Origin of the sequence: Streptomyces sp. NPDC005808, assembly GCF_042871385.1 — a bacterium.
GTDB lineage: Bacteria > Actinomycetota > Actinomycetes > Streptomycetales > Streptomycetaceae > Streptomyces.
Genome location: NZ_JBIAIK010000005.1, coordinates 186,568 through 202,811 on the forward strand (window position 1 = coordinate 186,568; position 16,244 = coordinate 202,811).

Annotated in this window: 16 protein-coding genes and 1 pseudogene; 8 read left to right on the top strand and 9 right to left on the bottom strand. The window is 70.2% G+C overall.

Annotated elements, in window-relative coordinates:
- Window positions 1–109 precede the first annotated feature (109 nt).
- The gene (locus ACFYPC_RS13630) at window positions 110–1,696 is read left to right on the top strand and encodes a helix-turn-helix domain-containing protein (RefSeq protein WP_388674651.1); all 1,587 of its coding nucleotides are present in this window, start codon (window positions 110–112) and stop codon (window positions 1,694–1,696) included.
- A gap of 35 nt (window positions 1,697–1,731) precedes the next feature.
- On the opposite strand, the gene ACFYPC_RS13635 is transcribed toward ACFYPC_RS13630, so the two are convergent.
- The 3 genes from ACFYPC_RS13635 to ACFYPC_RS13645 all read right to left on the bottom strand — a co-directional run bounded on the left by ACFYPC_RS13635 (window position 1,732) and on the right by ACFYPC_RS13645 (window position 3,108).
- Window positions 1,732–2,184, bottom strand: a complete 453-nt coding sequence (locus ACFYPC_RS13635) for a type II toxin-antitoxin system VapC family toxin (protein WP_388674653.1) — start codon at window positions 2,182–2,184, stop codon at window positions 1,732–1,734.
- On the bottom strand, window positions 2,181–2,480 hold the full coding sequence (locus tag ACFYPC_RS13640) for a hypothetical protein (RefSeq protein WP_388674655.1): 300 nt from the start codon (window positions 2,478–2,480) through the stop codon (window positions 2,181–2,183). Before ACFYPC_RS13640 ends, ACFYPC_RS13635 begins: the two co-directional genes overlap by 4 nt.
- Before the next feature lie 286 nt (window positions 2,481–2,766).
- Window positions 2,767–3,108, bottom strand: coding sequence for a DUF5713 family protein (locus ACFYPC_RS13645; RefSeq protein ID WP_388674657.1), 342 nt, complete (start codon window positions 3,106–3,108; stop codon window positions 2,767–2,769).
- 141 nt (window positions 3,109–3,249) lie between these two features.
- Here ACFYPC_RS13645 and ACFYPC_RS13650 point away from each other — a divergent pair, with 141 nt between their 5' ends.
- A complete protein-coding gene (locus ACFYPC_RS13650; RefSeq protein WP_388674659.1) occupies window positions 3,250–4,038 on the top strand; it encodes a phosphatase in 789 nt (262 codons plus the stop codon).
- Between the two features lie 85 nt (window positions 4,039–4,123).
- Here the strand turns inward: ACFYPC_RS13650 and ACFYPC_RS13655 are convergent, their stop codons facing one another.
- Window positions 4,124–5,101, bottom strand: coding sequence for a cation diffusion facilitator family transporter (locus ACFYPC_RS13655; protein WP_388674661.1), 978 nt, complete (start codon window positions 5,099–5,101; stop codon window positions 4,124–4,126).
- A gap of 25 nt (window positions 5,102–5,126) precedes the next feature.
- A pseudogene (locus tag ACFYPC_RS13660) lies at window positions 5,127–5,219 on the bottom strand (acyl-CoA thioesterase II); the annotation flags it as partial.
- Between the two features lie 229 nt (window positions 5,220–5,448).
- Here ACFYPC_RS13660 and ACFYPC_RS13665 point away from each other — a divergent pair.
- Window positions 5,449–5,991, top strand: coding sequence for a hypothetical protein (locus ACFYPC_RS13665; protein WP_388674663.1), 543 nt, complete (start codon window positions 5,449–5,451; stop codon window positions 5,989–5,991).
- Window positions 5,992–6,191: 200 nt separating this feature from the next.
- On the opposite strand, the gene ACFYPC_RS13670 is transcribed toward ACFYPC_RS13665, so the two are convergent.
- From ACFYPC_RS13670 to ACFYPC_RS13680, 3 genes are all read right to left on the bottom strand, one after another.
- Complete coding sequence (locus ACFYPC_RS13670; RefSeq protein WP_388674665.1) at window positions 6,192–6,632, bottom strand: OsmC family protein; 441 nt, start codon at window positions 6,630–6,632, stop codon at window positions 6,192–6,194.
- Between the two features lie 198 nt (window positions 6,633–6,830).
- Window positions 6,831–7,988, bottom strand: coding sequence for an acyl-CoA dehydrogenase family protein (locus ACFYPC_RS13675; protein WP_388674667.1), 1,158 nt, complete (start codon window positions 7,986–7,988; stop codon window positions 6,831–6,833).
- Window positions 7,989–8,154: 166 nt separating this feature from the next.
- On the bottom strand, window positions 8,155–8,811 hold the full coding sequence (locus ACFYPC_RS13680) for a TetR/AcrR family transcriptional regulator (protein WP_388674669.1): 657 nt from the start codon (window positions 8,809–8,811) through the stop codon (window positions 8,155–8,157).
- Between the two features lie 86 nt (window positions 8,812–8,897).
- Here ACFYPC_RS13680 and ACFYPC_RS13685 point away from each other — a divergent pair, with 86 nt between their 5' ends.
- From ACFYPC_RS13685 to ACFYPC_RS13700, 4 genes are read left to right on the top strand one after another with little or no spacing between them, the layout of a single operon-like run.
- Window positions 8,898–10,517 (top strand): carboxyl transferase domain-containing protein, encoded by a 1,620-nt coding sequence (locus tag ACFYPC_RS13685; protein ID WP_388674671.1) that lies wholly within the window; start codon window positions 8,898–8,900, stop codon window positions 10,515–10,517.
- An 8-nt stretch (window positions 10,518–10,525) separates the two neighbouring features.
- The gene (locus ACFYPC_RS13690; protein WP_388674673.1) at window positions 10,526–12,568 is read left to right on the top strand and encodes an acetyl/propionyl/methylcrotonyl-CoA carboxylase subunit alpha; all 2,043 of its coding nucleotides are present in this window, start codon (window positions 10,526–10,528) and stop codon (window positions 12,566–12,568) included.
- Window positions 12,565–13,512 carry a hydroxymethylglutaryl-CoA lyase gene (locus ACFYPC_RS13695; RefSeq protein ID WP_388674675.1) on the top strand — a complete coding sequence of 316 codons (948 nt, stop codon included), beginning with the start codon at window positions 12,565–12,567 and terminating at the stop codon, window positions 13,510–13,512. The genes ACFYPC_RS13690 and ACFYPC_RS13695 overlap by 4 nt, the downstream gene beginning before the upstream one ends.
- Window positions 13,513–13,523: 11 nt before the next feature.
- The gene (locus tag ACFYPC_RS13700; RefSeq protein ID WP_388675234.1) at window positions 13,524–14,684 is read left to right on the top strand and encodes an acyl-CoA dehydrogenase family protein; all 1,161 of its coding nucleotides are present in this window, start codon (window positions 13,524–13,526) and stop codon (window positions 14,682–14,684) included.
- A 54-nt stretch (window positions 14,685–14,738) separates the two neighbouring features.
- Here the strand turns inward: ACFYPC_RS13700 and ACFYPC_RS13705 are convergent, their stop codons facing one another.
- Window positions 14,739–15,161, bottom strand: coding sequence for an ATP-binding protein (locus ACFYPC_RS13705; RefSeq protein WP_388674677.1), 423 nt, complete (start codon window positions 15,159–15,161; stop codon window positions 14,739–14,741).
- Between the two features lie 222 nt (window positions 15,162–15,383).
- Between ACFYPC_RS13705 and ACFYPC_RS13710 the strand changes: the two genes are divergently transcribed.
- On the top strand, window positions 15,384–16,238 hold the full coding sequence (locus ACFYPC_RS13710) for a helix-turn-helix domain-containing protein (protein ID WP_388674679.1): 855 nt from the start codon (window positions 15,384–15,386) through the stop codon (window positions 16,236–16,238).
- Window positions 16,239–16,244 lie beyond the last annotated feature (6 nt).

Here is a 16,244-nt window from a genome sequence, read left to right on the forward strand (position 1 = left end):
CGCCCGTACCCGCGGCTGCCGGCGGTCACGACACTAGGTGGCCGGAAAGCGACACTGAAGTGTACGTTTCATCCATTGCCGCTGATTTGGATGGAGGAAACATCCACTCATGCCGGACGCATCCACCCCACCTGCCTCACCTGCCTCACCTGCCTCACCTGCCAAATCTGTCCTACCTATCCCTCCCGTCCCGCCGACCCCGCCGGTGCCGCTCTCCGCACTTCTGGCCCGGGAGGATCTCGGCCTGCAGCAGATCGCCGGCTCCGTCGACCCGGACGCGGTGATCCACTGGGCGCACACATCGGAGATGGCGGACCCGTACCCGTATCTGCTGGGCGGGGAGCTGCTCCTCACCGCCGGCGTCCACATCCCGGAGGCGGCGGGCTCCGGCACCTACTTCGACGACTACGTCGCCCGCATCGTCGCCGCGGGCGGCGCGGCCCTCGGCTTCGGCGTGGCCCCGGTCCACGACACGGTCCCGCGCGCGCTGGTCGCGGCCTGCGACACGTACGGCCTCCCGCTCCTGGAGGTCCCGCCCCGCACCACCTTCTCCGGCGTGGCCCGCGCGGTCTGGCAGCTCATGGCCCAGGCCCGCCACACGGAACTCCGCCGCGTGACAGAGGCCCAGCAGAGCCTCGCCGCGGCAGCAGCCCGCCCGGATCCGGTTCCGGCGGTACTGCGGCAGCTCGCCCAACGGGTGAGCGGCTGGGCTGTGCTGTACGGGCCGGAGGGGGCGGAGCTGGCGCGGGCGGGGAGGGGTGCGGGGGAAGTGGGGAGGGGCGCGGCAGACGTGAGGAATGGCGCAGGGGAAGACGCGGTGCAGGCTCTCGCCGAGCTGGCCCGGGTCGTACGACCCGGAGAGGCCCACAGCGGCCCCACCCCCTCCTCCGCAACCGACACCGCAGGCGGCATCCACCTCGCCGCCTACGCCCTCGGGGCCGGGCGGGGCTTCGTCCTCGGGGTCGGGGCGGCGCGTCGTGAGCCCGGGGATCACACCATCGCCTCCGTGGCGGCCGTGCTGCTCTCCCTCCTCACCGGCGAGCACCGGAGCGGGAGCGGGTCGGCGCGGTCGGCGGCGCTCGTGCGGCTGCTGCTGGGGGCCTCGCCGGAGGCGGTGGCGCCACTGCTGGGCGGCGGAGAGCGATGGCTCGTCGTCCACGCGCGGCCCGTCGGGGACGGCCCCACGCCGGACACCTTGGCCGCGTCCGCGCTGGGCGCAGCACTGGGCTCCGCGCTGGTCGACGCGGACGGTGACGTCGTACGGGTTCTCGTGCCCGGCGACTGTGAACCCGCCCCGCAGGCGGGCTGGACCTGTGGGGTCAGCGCGCCCGCCGGCCCGCACGCGTGGGCGGCGGCCGACACACAGGCCGCCCGTGCGCTGGCCCGCGCCCGCGCCACCCGTACGCCGCTGGTCCGCCACGGCGAGCGCCCGGCCCTCGCCGACCTGGTCCCCGCGTCCGACGCCGAGGCCCACGCCCGCACCCTCCTCGCCCCCATCGCCGCGAACCCCGCCCTCACCGAAACCCTCCGCACCTGGCTCTCCCTGCACGGCAGTTGGGACCGCACAGCGGTGGCCCTGTCCGTCCACCGCAACACCGTCCGCCAACGCGTCGCGCGGTGCGCGCAGTTGCTCGGCACCGACCTCGACGATCCGGACGTACGGATGGAGTTGTGGTTCGCGTTGCGGGACGAGTGAGTTTTGAAGCACACATACCGCTTGGCGGATGTGTACTACTCGGAGTCCGGAATCACGTGCAGCGGCCTCTCGGTCGCCGTCCGGGGTGCGATGACGTCTCGGTAGTGGTGATCGAGCGACAGGATGACGGGCTGCGGCAGCGTCCACGTCAGGATGGCGTTGACCGCGTCGGTCATACCGATGGCGTCGTGATCCGCGTACGTACGCATGAGAAGCTCGGCCTGGCTCAAGAGCGGCCACCCTACGGTGGCGAGCTTGAGTCGATCCGTGCCCGCCCAAGCACGCATGCTGGCCAGAGCGTCTGCTGCCGCCTTGCCGCTGATCTTCGTCGTGAGGTGATAGTCCAGCTCGGCCAGGACCATCGGGGACACCACCAGTCGGTCGACCAGTGAGAGAGCTCGTACAGAGGTCTCGTGGTGATCGTCCTTGCGGTTGTAGACGGCGAGGAGGACCGACGTGTCCGCAACCGCGAACAGGTGACGCTTCAACGGTCGCCCTCCCGGAAAAGTTCATCGCCGGACCGGGCGGCCAAGTCGGTGGGCCCGTCGAACATCGCCCGCGCCAGCGCGGCCATCGCCTCTGAGTCCTCTCCCACTGAGGAGGAGAAGGACAGCGGGACGCCACGTGCGATGTGGTCCAGTGCCACTTCCTCCGGGGTGCGCCCCTCCAGGAGGGCCAGCGTGCGCAGCACTTCGGCCTGACTGCCGGTGTAGGTGAGGGTGACCGTGACGGCATCGTCGGGCGAGGCGGAGTGGTCCGGTGGGGGGACGGGCGCATCGGCCACGGGGAGCTCCTCATGAGTGCCGTTCGGTGTGATGTGTGGCGGTTCCGACAGTACCGCCGTGTTGGCAGCACTCATCGTGGCAGCGGCACCTCCACCCATGTCACCTTCCCGATGACACGCAGGCGCGGGCGGCAACCCCAGCGCTCGAACAGTGCCCCTACGCGAAGGGGTGGGTCGTCGAAGTGAACGACATGCTGACGGTCGCGTCCGCCTACATCCTGGAGTACGGCTTCGAGGCCTGAGCCTTCCACTCGCGTTCCGTTCCGGTGCCCCCGTCGACCGTGTCTCACCACTCCCGAGCAGCGATCAGTTCCTCCGCATCGGCGTCCGCGAACCCATAAGCGGACGCCACGAACGAGAAGTCCTCCGCTATCTCCTCGCGCGCGACGGTCTCGATCTCGCTGCCCGCCGCGTCGAACTCGGCCTCCAGAGTGTTGAACTCCTCCGTCGCCGCCTCCGTGAGCACGTACAGCGCGGCCAGGTCCGAGGGCCGCTCCGCCTCGATCCGCTCGCACAGCCCCAGGAGGATCGCCTTGCCCTTGTCGAGGACGTGATCCGGGTAGTGGTCGTCGCCGTACAGTCCGCTCAGAAACGCGTGCTCCCGCATCCGCTGGTTCGTGATCGACACAGTGATCCCCCCACATTCCTCGAAGAGTCGACGTGCTGATCCTGCACCACAGCACTGACAAGCCCGTCTTTCCCAAGTGACCCGCATCCCAGGCTTCGGGACATCCACGTCGTGCACCGGGAGCGACGGCACAATGGGCCTATGCCGATACCCGGGATCCCCAGCCGCCAAGAGCTCGTCGACCACCTCGTCAAGACGCGTATCGCGGGCGACGTAGCCACTCCCCGCGAGAACAACCTCTCCCACTACCGCAAGCTGGCGAACGGCGAGCGCAACTGGTGGCTCGGGCTCGAACTCGGGGACCGCTGGACCGACGAGCAGGACGTGCTCGCGGTGATGGCGGAGCGCTGCGGCGTGAACGACGACCCGGAGTACCGCTACGGACAGGACACCATCGACCCGGAGCTGACGGTCGCCGCCCTGGACCGGGCGGCGGCGCGACTGCGCAAGGCGGCCGACGGCACCCAGAGCGTGCTGTTCGCGACCGGGCACCCGGGCGGCCTGCTCGACGTGCACCGCGCGACCGCCGCCGCCCTGCGCGCCGCCGGCTGCGAGATCGTGGTCATCCCGGACGGGCTGCAGACGGACGAGGGGTACGTGATGCAGTTCGCGGACGTCGCGATGCTGGAGCACGGCGCCACCCTCTGGCACACCCATTCCGGTGAGCCGATGCGCGCGATCCTGGGCGGCCTGGAGCGCGAGGGCCGGCCGCTGCCCGACCTGGTCGTCGCCGACCACGGCTGGGCCGGCTTCGCGGGCCAGCAGGGCATCGACTCCGTGGGGTACGCCGACTGCAACGACCCCGCCCTGTTCCTCGCCGAGTCCGAGGGCACCCTCCAGGTGGTGATCCCGCTGGACGACCACGTCACCAGCCCGCGGTACTACGACCCGATGACGGCGTACCTGCTGAACGCGGCAGGCCTGGTCTGACCCACCCGGTCGACCCGGGCGGCGGACCCCACGGGAACGTTCACCGTCCCGTGCCGCCGCCCGTCGCCGGGACCCGCGTCCGTGGTCACGGCCACGGGTTGAGCCCCTCCTCCCGCCGCTGCGCGAACCCCGGCGTCGGATCCAGGTACACCCGGCTCACCGCCGGGAACACCTCCCGCAGCCGCTGCTCCGCCTGCTCGCAGGCCCACTCGATCTGCGCGGCGGTCGACGCGTCCCGGAAGTCGACCTTCGCGGCGACCAGCGCCTCGTGCGGCCCCTGCACCAGAGTCGTCAACTCCAGTACGGCGTCCACGTGCTCCAGCGCGAGCAGTTCGGCCCGGATCCGCTCCCGCATCGGCTTGGGCAGCGGGCGCCCGATGAGCAGTTCCGCGTTGGAGCGGCCGAGGACCCAGGCGACGTACAGCAGGAGTGCGCCGATGCACAGGGACGCGATGCCGTCCCAGACCCCGGACCCGGTGAGCTGTCCGCCGAGCAGACCGCCGGCGGCGAGCAGCAGGCCCGCCAGCGCGGCCGTGTCCTCCAGGACGACCGCCTTCACGGCGGTGTCGGGGGTGTGCCGGAGGTAGAGCTTGAAGGACGCCCCGAAGCGCTCCGCCTCCCCGCGCGCCTGGCGGACACCGGTGCGCAGGGAGTAGCCCTCCAGGAGGAAGGCGACGGCGAGCACGATGTACGAGATGAGCGGGTCGCCCAGTTCCTCGCCGGCGACGAGGGTGTGGATGCCGTCGTAGAGCGAGAACACCGCGCCGCCGACGAAGGTCGCGACGGCCGCGAGGAGTGCCCAGATGTAGCGCTCGGGGCCGTAGCCGAGCGGGTGTTCCTCGTCCGCCGGTTTCTCGCTGCGCTTCAGCGCGGCCAGCAGCATCACCTCGGTGACCGTGTCCGCCACCGAGTGGGCTGCCTCGGACAGCATCGCGCTGGACCCGCTGATCACCCCGGCGACAGCCTTGGCGAGCGCGATGCCCAGATTGGCCGCGGCGGCCACGAGCACCGTGGAGGTGCTCTCGCCGCCGCCGCTTTCCTGCTCAGAAAAAACCTCAGCCATGTCCCAAGTCATACCCGGGAGACGCTCACCGCGGGACACGGACCACGCCCTCCTGGATCCCCGTGACGGCCAGTTGCCCGACTTGGGGGTGAATACCGGCCTGACCCAGGCCCCGCCCGCATTCGTGTCCCTCCTCAGCCGCTGACGGCGTTCGCCTGTGGCGCGGGGCCGGTGGCCAGTTGCCAGTTGTCGAGGAACCGGAAAACTCGAAACAACGCGGGTACCCGCCCCGCCGTGTGACCGGGCTCCTCGGGGTACCCGGGGTATTCGGCCGCCTTCGGACGTCGCCCGGGTACTCGGCCGACTTCGGACGTCGCCGGCACGCCACCGATCGCAAGGGAGAGCCCATGGACGACCGCCCGAACCGAACCGACACGGACCTGCTCGGCATCTATCTGAACGACCACCTCGCCGGAGCCACCCTCGGCGTGGACCGGGTACGGTCACTGGCCGAGGCCGAGGCCGAGCGGGATCCGGCGCTCGCCGACGCCGTGCGGCCGATCGCCGAGGAGATCGCCCAGGACCGGGCGGACCTGCTGCGGATCATGCGGGGACTCGACGTTCCCGTACGCCGCTACAAGATCGTCGCGGGACGACTGGCCGAGCGGGCGGGCCGGCTCAAGGCCAACGGCCGCCTCGTCCAGCGTTCGCCGCTCACTCCCATGCTGGAACTGGAGCTGCTGCGCCTGGGCGTGGAGGGGAAGGCCGCCGGCTGGCGGACACTGCGCCGGCTGGCCGACCGCGACGAACGCCTCGATCCCGCCCACCTCGACGGCCTTCTCGATCGCGCCCAACGGCAGCTGGACACGCTGGAACAACTGCGCATGCGCCAGGTCACGGAAACCTTCCAGCAGACCCACGGCCAGACCGCACTCCAGGAGTCACACTGATGAGCGACCACACCCCCTCCCAGGCCGAGGGAGACCGCGACGACATACCCGACGACGACACCGACGCCGGGTCCTGACAGCTGCCGCTCCAGGGCAGGCGGACGCACGATCTCGGCCGCGCCCGCCCTGGAGTGGGCCGGCTGTTCTGCCGGGAGAGCAGCGTCAGCCCGTACGGGCTTCCTTGGTCGCCACAGGTACGGTCAGGCGTCCTCGACCGTCACGGTGACGGGCGTGCCGATCTCGACCGTGCGGCTGACCGTGCAGAGCCGGTCGTGGGAGGTCTTGACCGCGCGGGGAAGAATCGCCCGGGCACGATCCGCACCCTCGCCGTCCGGGAATGCCACGGAAAACGTGACGGTGAGGTCGGTCATCCGGTTGCCGAGCCCGTCGCTGATCTTGTCGCCGGTCACCGCGACGGAGAACCTGGCGGGCTCCGCGTGACGGCTGGTGGCGACATCGACGTCCACCGCCGTGCAGCCTCCGATCGCGGCGAGCAACAGCTCGACCGGGGTGAACTCGGCGTCCGCGCCCGCATCGGAACCGGTGCCGAAACTGATCGTGCCGCCGCGCGCGTTCGTCGCGGTGAAGTGGCCGGTGCTGGTTCGCTCGACGGTGACGGAGCGCAGGGAGTTCGCGGTCATACCAACGACACTAAAGGCCAAGTCAGTCGGGCGCCGGGGCGTGGCCCGTGCGGGCCACGCCCGCGTCGCCGGTGCGCACTGGATTACTGGCCAGTAGAAATGGCTCCAGGAGTCAGGCACTTCGGTCTCTCCCCGATCTGCTCCACCTTGAGCAGATCGAGGAGAACCATGTCCGTGACTACAGGCCCACGTCCCTGACTACAGGCCCATGTCCTTGGCGATGATCGACTTCATGATCTCGCTGGTGCCGCCGTAGATCCTGTTCACGCGGTTGTCCGCGTACAGGCGGGCGATCGGGTACTCGTTCATGAAACCGTAGCCACCGTGCAGCTGGAGGCAGCGGTCGATGACGCGGTGCGCGACCTCGGTGCAGAACAGCTTGGCGCTCGCGGCCTCGGCCGGCGACAGCTCGCCCGCGTCGAGGGCCTCCAGGGCGCGGTCGGCGACGGCCTGAGCCGCGTCCACCTCGGCCTGGCAGGCGGCCAGCTCGAACTTGGTGTTCTGGAAGTGGGCGACCGTCTTGCCGAAGACCGTGCGCTCCTGGACGTACTCCTTGGCGAACCGGACGGCCGCCGCGGCCTGCGCGTACGCGCCGAACGCGATGCCCCAGCGCTCGGAGGGCAGGTTGCCGCCGAGGTAGTAGAAGCCCTTGTTCTCCTCGCCGAGCAGGTCCTCGACCGGCACCTTCACGTCGACGAACGCCAGCTCGGCGGTGTCGGAGGTCTTCAGGCCGAGCTTGTCCAGCTTGCGGCCGACCGAGTAGCCCTCGGACTTGGTGTCCACGGCGAACAGCGAGATGCCGAAGCGGCGGTCCTCGGCCGTGGGCGCGGCGGTGCGGGCGCAGACGATGACCTTGTCGGCGTGCACACCACCGGTGATGAAGGTCTTGGCGCCGTTGAGGACGTAGTGCGTGCCGTCCTCGGAGAGCTTCGCTGTGGTCTTCATGCCCGCGAGGTCGGAGCCGGTGCCCGGCTCGGTCATCGCCAGGGCCCACATCTCCTCGCCGGAGACGAACTTCGGCAGGAAGCGCTTCTTCTGCTCGTCGGTGGCGAGCGCCTTGATGTACGGCAGGCCGAGCAGCACGTGCACACCGGAGCCGCCGAAGGAGACACCCGCGCGCGAGGTCTCCTCGTAGATCACGGCCTCGAACTTGTACGAGTCGATGCCCGCGCCGCCGTACTCCTCGTCCACGCGGATACCGAAGACGCCGAGCTCGGCCAGCTTGTAGTAGAAGTCGCGCGGTGCCTGGCCCGCGGCGAACCACTCGTCGTAGACGGGGACGACCTCGGCCTCGATGAAGGCCCGGAGGGTCTCCCGGAACGCCTCGTGGTCCTCGTTGAACACAGTACGGCGCACCGCCGGCACCTTTCTGCGCCTAAGCCGGCGCCGCTCTCGCGTATGGGGTTGCTCGCCGCAGGGGTTCCTCGATGATGGTCGCGCCCCCCATGGCTAAGCGCTTGCTCAGGTATAGGTTACCGGGCAGTCACGACCGTCGTCCAGAGCAGGTACCCCGAGACGCTCGTCACGCCCCCGCCGCCTCGAAGGCACCCCTCGCCATTCGCCGCAGGAGTGCGGCGGTGGTGGCGCGGCCCGGCAGTGAACCCGGGCGGCCCAGGTGGGGCGTGGAGTTGAGCAGGCCGAAGACGGAGTGCACGGCGGAGCGGGCGGTGGACTCGGCCAGGGACGGATAGACCTTGCACACGACCTCCACCCACAGCTCGACGTACTGCCGCTGGAGCTGTCGTACGAGCTTGCGGTCGCTGTCGCGGAGGCGGTCCAGCTCGCGGTCATGCAGGGTGATCAGCGGGCGGTCGTCGAGCGCGAAGTCGATGTGACCCTCGATGAGCGAGTCGAGGACCCGCTCCGAAGGGTTCCCGTCGGGGTCCGCAGACCTCCCATCGACGTCCGCGGACCTCCCGTCGGCGCTCGAAGACTTCCCGTCGGCGTCCGCGACCCGCCGCTTGGCGCCGGTCAGCAGCTGCCCGCTGATCCCCACCAGCAGCTCGGCGAGCATCGCGTCCTTGCCGGGGAAGTGCCGGTACAGACCGGGGCCGCTGATGCCGACCGCGGCCCCTATCTCATCCACTCCCACGCCGTGGAAGCCGCGCTCGGCGAACAGCCGGGCGGCCTCCTTGAGGATCTGCTCGCGACGGGTGGGGGCGTCGGTTCTCGTGGCCATGGAAGCAATTCTAGACAGGGAGGTTAGCGGTCGTTAACCTGGAGGAAACGCGTTAACGCTCATTAACAAGGTGAGGGGTCCGCGCAATGCACCACGAGGCACCGGAGCTGACGAGCGCGGCCGACCCCGCGTCCGAGGCCTGGCGCGCCAATGAGGCGGCCCATCACGCGCTGGGCGAGGAGCTGCGCCAGAAGCTCGCCGCGGCCCGGCTCGGTGGCGGCCAACGGGCCCGCGACCGGCACACCGCGCGCGGAAAGCTGCTGCCGCGCGATCGCGTGGACGCCCTCCTCGATCCGGGCTCGCCCTTCCTGGAGCTGGCCCCGCTCGCCGCGGACGGGCTGTACGACGGACAGGCCCCGGCCGCCGGAGTGATCGCCGGGATCGGCCGGGTGAGTGGCCGCGAGTGCGTGATCGTCGCCAATGACGCGACCGTCAAGGGCGGCACGTACTACCCGATGACGGTGAAGAAGCACCTCCGCGCCCAAGAGGTGGCGCTCGAAAACCGTCTCCCCTGCCTCTACCTCGTCGACTCCGGAGGGGCTTTCCTGCCCATGCAGGACGAGGTCTTCCCCGACCGCGAGCACTTCGGCCGGATCTTCTACAACCAGGCGCGGATGTCGGGCGCCGGCATCCCGCAGATCGCCGCCGTCCTCGGCTCCTGCACGGCGGGCGGCGCCTATGTGCCCGCGATGAGCGACGAGGCCGTGATCGTGCGCAATCAGGGCACGATCTTCCTCGGCGGCCCTCCCCTGGTGAAGGCAGCCACGGGCGAGGTCGTCACCGCCGAGGAGCTGGGCGGCGGCGATGTCCACGCGCGCGTGTCGGGCGTCACCGACCACCTCGCCGAGGACGACGCGCACGCGCTGCGGATCGTCCGGAACATCGTCGCCACCCTCCCCGCGCGCGGACCCCTGCCATGGGCGGTCACCTCTCCCTCGGAGCCCAAGGTCGACCCGTACGGGATGTACGGCGCCGTACCGGTCGACTCCCGCACCCCGTACGACGTACGTGAGGTCATCGCGCGCGTGGTCGACGGTTCGCGTTTCGCGGAGTTCAAGGCGGAGTTCGGGCAGACCCTGGTCACCGGGTTCGCGCACATCCACGGCCACCCGGTCGGGATCGTCGCCAACAACGGCATCCTGTTCTCCGAATCGGCCCAGAAGGGCGCCCACTTCATCGAGCTGTGCGACCAGCGCGGCATCCCGCTGGTCTTCCTGCAGAACATCTCGGGGTTCATGGTGGGGCGGCAGTACGAGGCCGGTGGCATCGCCAAGCACGGCGCCAAGATGGTCACGGCCGTCGCCTGCACCCGCGTGCCCAAGCTGACGGTGGTGGTGGGCGGGTCGTACGGCGCGGGGAACTACTCGATGTGCGGCCGGGCGTACTCGCCGCGGTTCCTGTGGATGTGGCCGAACGCCAAGATCTCCGTGATGGGCGGCGAGCAGGCCGCCTCCGTCCTCGCGACCGTCAAGCGCGATCAGTTGGAGGGGCGCGGGGAGTCCTGGCCGGCCGAGGACGAAGAGGCCTTCAAGGACCCGGTCCGCGAGCAGTACGAGCGCCAGGGCAGCGCCTACTACGCGACGGCCCGCCTCTGGGACGACGGTGTGATCGACCCGATGGAGACCCGGCAGGTGCTGGGGCTCGCCTTGACCGCTTGCGCCAACGCGCCCCTGGGTGAACCCCAGTTCGGCGTCTTCCGGATGTGAGGCTGGGAATGTTCGACACGGTACTTGTGGCCAACCGGGGAGAGATCGCCGTCCGGGTCATCCGTACGCTGCGCTCGCTCGGCGTGCGCTCGGTGGCCGTCTTCTCCGACGCCGACGCCGACGCCCGGCATGTGCGCGAGGCGGACACGGCGGTACGGATCGGTCCGGCGCCGGCCGCCGAGAGCTATCTGTCGGCCGACCGGCTGCTGGAGGCCGCCGCGCGGACGGGCGCCCAGGCCGTCCACCCCGGGTACGGCTTCCTCGCGGAGAACGCCTCCTTCGCGCGGGCCTGCGCGGACGCCGGACTGGTCTTCATCGGACCGCCCGCGGGCGCGATCGCGCTGATGGGCGACAAGATCCGCGCCAAGGAGACCGTGCGGGCGGCCGGCGTCCCGGTGGTCCCGGGCTCATCCGGCAGCGGACTCACCGACGCGGAACTGGCCGGCGCCGCCCGCGATATCGGGATGCCGGTACTGCTGAAGCCCAGCGCGGGCGGCGGCGGCAAGGGCATGCGGCTGGTGCGGGACGCCTCGACACTGGCCGAGGAGATCGCGGCCGCCCGGCGCGAGGCACGCGCCTCCTTCGGCGACGACACCCTCCTCGTGGAGCGGTGGATCGACCGCCCCCGGCACATCGAGATCCAGGTCCTGGCGGACGCCCACGGGCACGTGGTCCACCTCGGCGAGCGCGAGTGTTCCCTCCAGCGCCGCCACCAGAAGATCATCGAAGAGGCGCCGAGCGTGTTCCTCGACGCCGCCACCCGTGCCGCGATGGGCGAGGCGGCAGTCCAGGCCGCCAGGTCGTGCGGCTACGAGGGCGCGGGCACGGTGGAGTTCATCGTGCCGGGCAGCGACCCCTCCTCGTACTTCTTCATGGAGATGAACACCCGCCTCCAGGTGGAACACCCGGTCACCGAGCTGGTCACGGGCCTGGACCTGGTGGAGTGGCAGCTCCGGGTGGCCGCGGGCGAGCAACTGCCGTACGGGCAGGCGGACATCACGCTCACGGGACACGCGGTCGAGGCCCGGGTGTGTGCCGAGACTGTGTCCATTAAAGAGGGCGCGCGCGGATTCCTCCCCTCGGGCGGCACGGTGCTGGCGCTGCACGAGCCGCAGGGCGACGGCGTACGCACCGACTCCGGGCTGAGTGAGGGCAGCGAGGTCGGTTCGCTCTACGACCCGATGCTGTCCAAGGTCATCGCGTACGGTCCGGACCGCGCGACCGCGCTCCGCAAGCTCCGGGCCGCGCTGGCGGAGACGGTGACGCTGGGGGTGCAGACGAACGCCGGGTTCCTGCGGCGGCTGCTCGCCCACCCCGCGGTGGTGGCCGGTGAGCTGGACACGGGGCTGGTGGAGCGGGAGGCGGATTCACTGGTCCCGGCGGAGGTGCCGCAGGAGGTGTACGCGGCGGCGGCGCTGCTGCGCCAGGCCGCCCTCGGCCCCCAGGACTCCTCCGGCTGGGTCGATCCGTTCTCCGTACCGGACGGCTGGCGCCTGGGCGGCGAACGCGCCTGGACGGCACACCACTTGCAGGTGCCGGGGCACGACCCGGTGACCGTCCGCGTGCGCGGCACGGCGGGCGGCGCCACCGAGGTCCTCCTCGACACCGGGAAACCACCCCTGCTGGGGTCCACCCCCAGGGCCCGAGGGGGAGCCTCACCCGGGTTCACCTGCCGGCTCGACGGCGTCACCCACACCTTCGCCGCCCTGCCGGACGGCACCTGGCTGGGCCGCGACGGCGACGCCTGGCACGTCCGCGACCACGACCCGGTCGCCGCGTCCCTCACCGGCGCCGCGCACGCGGGCGCCGAGTCGCTCACCGCTCCCATGCCGGGGACGGTGACCGTGGTGAAGGTCGCCGTCGGTGACGAAGTGGCCGCCGGGCAGAGCCTGTTGGTCGTCGAGGCGATGAAGATGGAGCACGTCATCTCCGCGCCGCACGCCGGAACGGTGAGCGAGCTGGACGTCACGCCGGGCACGACGGTCGCCATGGACCAGGTCCTGGCGGTCATCACACCGGCGGAACCAGTGGAAGGGGAGCCGACGGCATGAGCACCCCCGAACTCGGCCTCCCCATGGTCGTACCAGCCCAGGATCTTCCCGCCCGGGTGCGGATCCACGAGGTCGGCGCGCGCGACGGTCTGCAGAACGAGAACGCGACGGTCCCGACGGAGATCAAGGCGGAGTTCATCCGCCGCCTGGCCGACGCGGGCCTCACCACCATCGAGGCCACCAGCTTCGTACACCCGAAGTGGGTGCCCCAACTCGCGGACGCGGAGCAGCTGTTCCCCCTCGTACGGGATCTGCCGGGCGTCCGCCTGCCCGTCCTCGTACCGAACGCACGCGGTCTCGACCGGGCCCTCGCCCTGGGCGCCACCCGCGTGGCCGTCTTCGCCAGCGTCACGGAGTCCTTCGCGAAGGCCAACCTCAACAGGACGGTCGACGAGGCCCTGGCCATGTTCGAGCCGGTGGTGACCCGCGCACGGCAGGAGAAGCTGCAGGTCCGCGGCTACCTGTCCATGTGCTTCGGCGACCCCTGGGAGGGCGCCGTCCCCATCCACCAGGTGGTCCGCGTCTGCAAGGCACTGCTCGACATGGGCTGCGACGAGCTGAGCCTCGGCGACACCATCGGCGTGGCGACGCCCGGTCATGTGCAGAGCCTGCTCGCCGAGCTCAACGAAGAGGGCGTGCCGACCAGTTCGATCGGCGTGCACTTCCACGACACGTACGGCCAGGCGCTCGCCAACACCCTGGCCGCGCTGCAGCACGGCGTCACGACCGTCGACGCCTCGGCGGGCGGCCTCGGCGGCTGCCCGTTCGCCAAGTCCGCCACCGGGAACCTCGCCACCGAAGACCTCGTGTGGATGCTCCAGGGCCTCGGTGTCGACACCGGGGTGGACCTCGGCCGTCTCACCGCCACCAGCGTGTGGATGGCCGGCCAACTGGGCCGACCCAGCCCCTCTCGCACCGTCCGCGCCCTCTCCCACCAGGAGTGATCCCCATGTCCCTGGACCACCGGCTCTCCCCCGAACTCGACGAACTCCGCCGTACGGTCGAGGAGTTCGCCCACGATGTCGTCGCGCCGAAGATCGGTGACTTCTACGAGCGGCACGAGTTCCCGTACGAGATCGTGCGCGAGATGGGCCGCATGGGCTTGTTCGGGCTGCCGTTCCCGGAGGAGTACGGCGGCATGGGCGGCGACTACCTGGCCCTCGGCGTCGCGCTGGAGGAACTGGCCCGCGTCGACTCCTCCGTGGCGATCACCCTGGAGGCGGGCGTCTCGCTGGGCGCGATGCCGATCCACCTGTTCGGCACCGAGGCCCAGAAGGCGGAGTGGCTCCCCCGCCTCTGCTCGGGCGAGATCCTCGGCGCCTTCGGCCTGACCGAGCCGGACGGCGGCTCGGACGCGGGCGCAACACGTACGACGGCCCGGCTCGACTCGGACACGAACGAGTGGGTGATCAACGGCACCAAGTGCTTCATCACCAACTCGGGCACCGACATCACGGGCCTGGTCACGGTCACCGCGGTCACGGGCCGCAAGCCCGACGGCAAGCCGCGCATCTCCGCGATCATCGTCCCGTCCGGAACCCCCGGCTTCACGGTGGCCGCCCCCTACTCGAAGGTCGGCTGGAACGCCTCGGACACCCGCGAGCTCTCCTTCTCGGACGTCCGGGTACCCGCCGCCAACCTCCTCGGCGAGGAAGGCCGCGGCTACGCCCAGTTCCTCCGCATCCTGGACGAGGGCCGCATCGCGATCGCGGCCCTGGCCACCGGGCTCGCACAGGGCTGCGTGGACGAGTCGGTGAAGTACGCGAAGGAGCGCCACGCCTTCGGCCGGAACATCGGCTCCTACCAGGCCATCCAGTTCAAGATCGCCGACATGGAGATGAAGGCGCACATGGCCCGCGTCGGCTGGCGTGACGCCGCCTCGCGCCTGGTCGCCGGAGAGCCCTTCAAGAAGGAGGCGGCGATCGCCAAGCTCTACTCCTCCACCATCGCCGTCGACAACGCCCGCGACGCCACCCAGATCCACGGCGGCTACGGCTTCATGAACGAGTACCCGGTGGCCCGCATGTGGCGCGACTCCAAGATCCTGGAGATCGGGGAGGGTACGAGCGAGGTGCAGCGGATGCTGATCGCGCGGGAGTTGGGACTCACGGGCTGAGCCGGCCGGTCTGAGGACCGACACCTCCAACTCGGCGAAGCCATGCGGTTAGAGCTAGCCACTGGCGCCCTGTCCGCGGAGCTCGAACCAGACGTGCTTCCGGCTGAAAGGGTGGGCCGGCGTGACACCCCACGTCTCGGCCAGGGCTTGGACCAGGAGTAACCCTCGTCCGCACTCGCCGTCCCAGGTGGTGTCGATTGGCACCAGGTGTGCGGCCGGGCTGTCGTCGTACACCGCGATCCGCACGCCGTCGAGCAGCACGGCGGTCTCCATGTCGATGGTCGGTGACGTGGTGTGGAGTACGGCGTTGGTGACGATCTCGGACACCAGATTGCGGGCAGTGTCGGCGAGGTCGGGGGTATGGCCGTGGGTGGCGAGGAGTATGGCGACGGTGTCGCGGCAGATCTTTGGAGTGAGGGGCGAGTTGGGGGTGGTGAGGTAGTAGGTCTGCAGGGCGCTGGAAATGTCGTGAGCCATGGCTTCAACTCCGTTGGTAGGACGTAAGGGTGTCGCGCGGTTAGCCACCGTGGCTTGGTCTGGGGTGACTGCTCTGCGGGTTCACTGGCGGGCCGCGCGGTGACCGTTTTGAAGGTAGGGGCAACCTTGCATCGGGGCAAGGTTGCCTCCTCGGATTCACTCGAGTGAGTGGACCGGTTCCTCGCAAAACGGCAGACTCGGACGCCGAGAGGAACGGAACCCATGCCACTGAGAGACAACCCGTCCGCACGCCAGGCCCGACTCGGCTCGGAACTAAGGAAGTTGAGGGAGGCTGCGGGGAAGACCGCACGGGAGGCGGCAGGTCTGCTGTCGACCGACCAAGCCAAGATCAGCCACATCGAGGCCGGACGCCTCGGCGTCAGCGAGGAGCGGATCCGGCGGCTGGCGGTGTTCTATTCGTGTGACGACGCTGCGCTGGTCGACGCGCTGTGCGCCATCGCGCGGGAGTCCAGGGGGCAGGGCTGGTGGGACGCATACCGAGGGATTCTGGCCCCCAGTTTCCTGGACATTGCGGAACTGGAGCACCACGCAACGTACTTGCGAGCGCTTCAGCCCATGACACTGCCCGGCCTCTTCCAGACCGAGGACTACATGCGGGCGCTCTACGGCGGCCACATCCCGCCTCTCCCCGCCAATGAGGTGGATGTTCGTGTGGAGTTCAGGCTGAAGCGCCGCCAGCTCTTCGAGCGCGAGGTGGTGCCGTCTTTCACCGTGGTCATCCACGAAGCGGCTTTGCGGATGCGCATCGGGGGACGCGGGGTGGCGCGGGAGCAACTCGGTCATCTGCTGGAGATGTCCGAGCGGCCCGCCGTCGTCCTGAAGGTGATCCCCTTCACCAGCGAAGAGTTCGTAGAGGCCACACAGCCGGTGTTCTACGCCGGAGGAGTCGTCCCCCAACTGGACACCGTCCAAGTGGACAGCGCGGTTGGCGGTGTCTTCCTCGGCATGGGCACTCAGACCAAGAGGTACGGAACACTGCTGGACCTCGCGGAGCGAGCGGCTCTCGAAGCCGAGCACTCCCGCGAACTCATCCACGACATCGCAAAAGAAATGTGAAGGCCC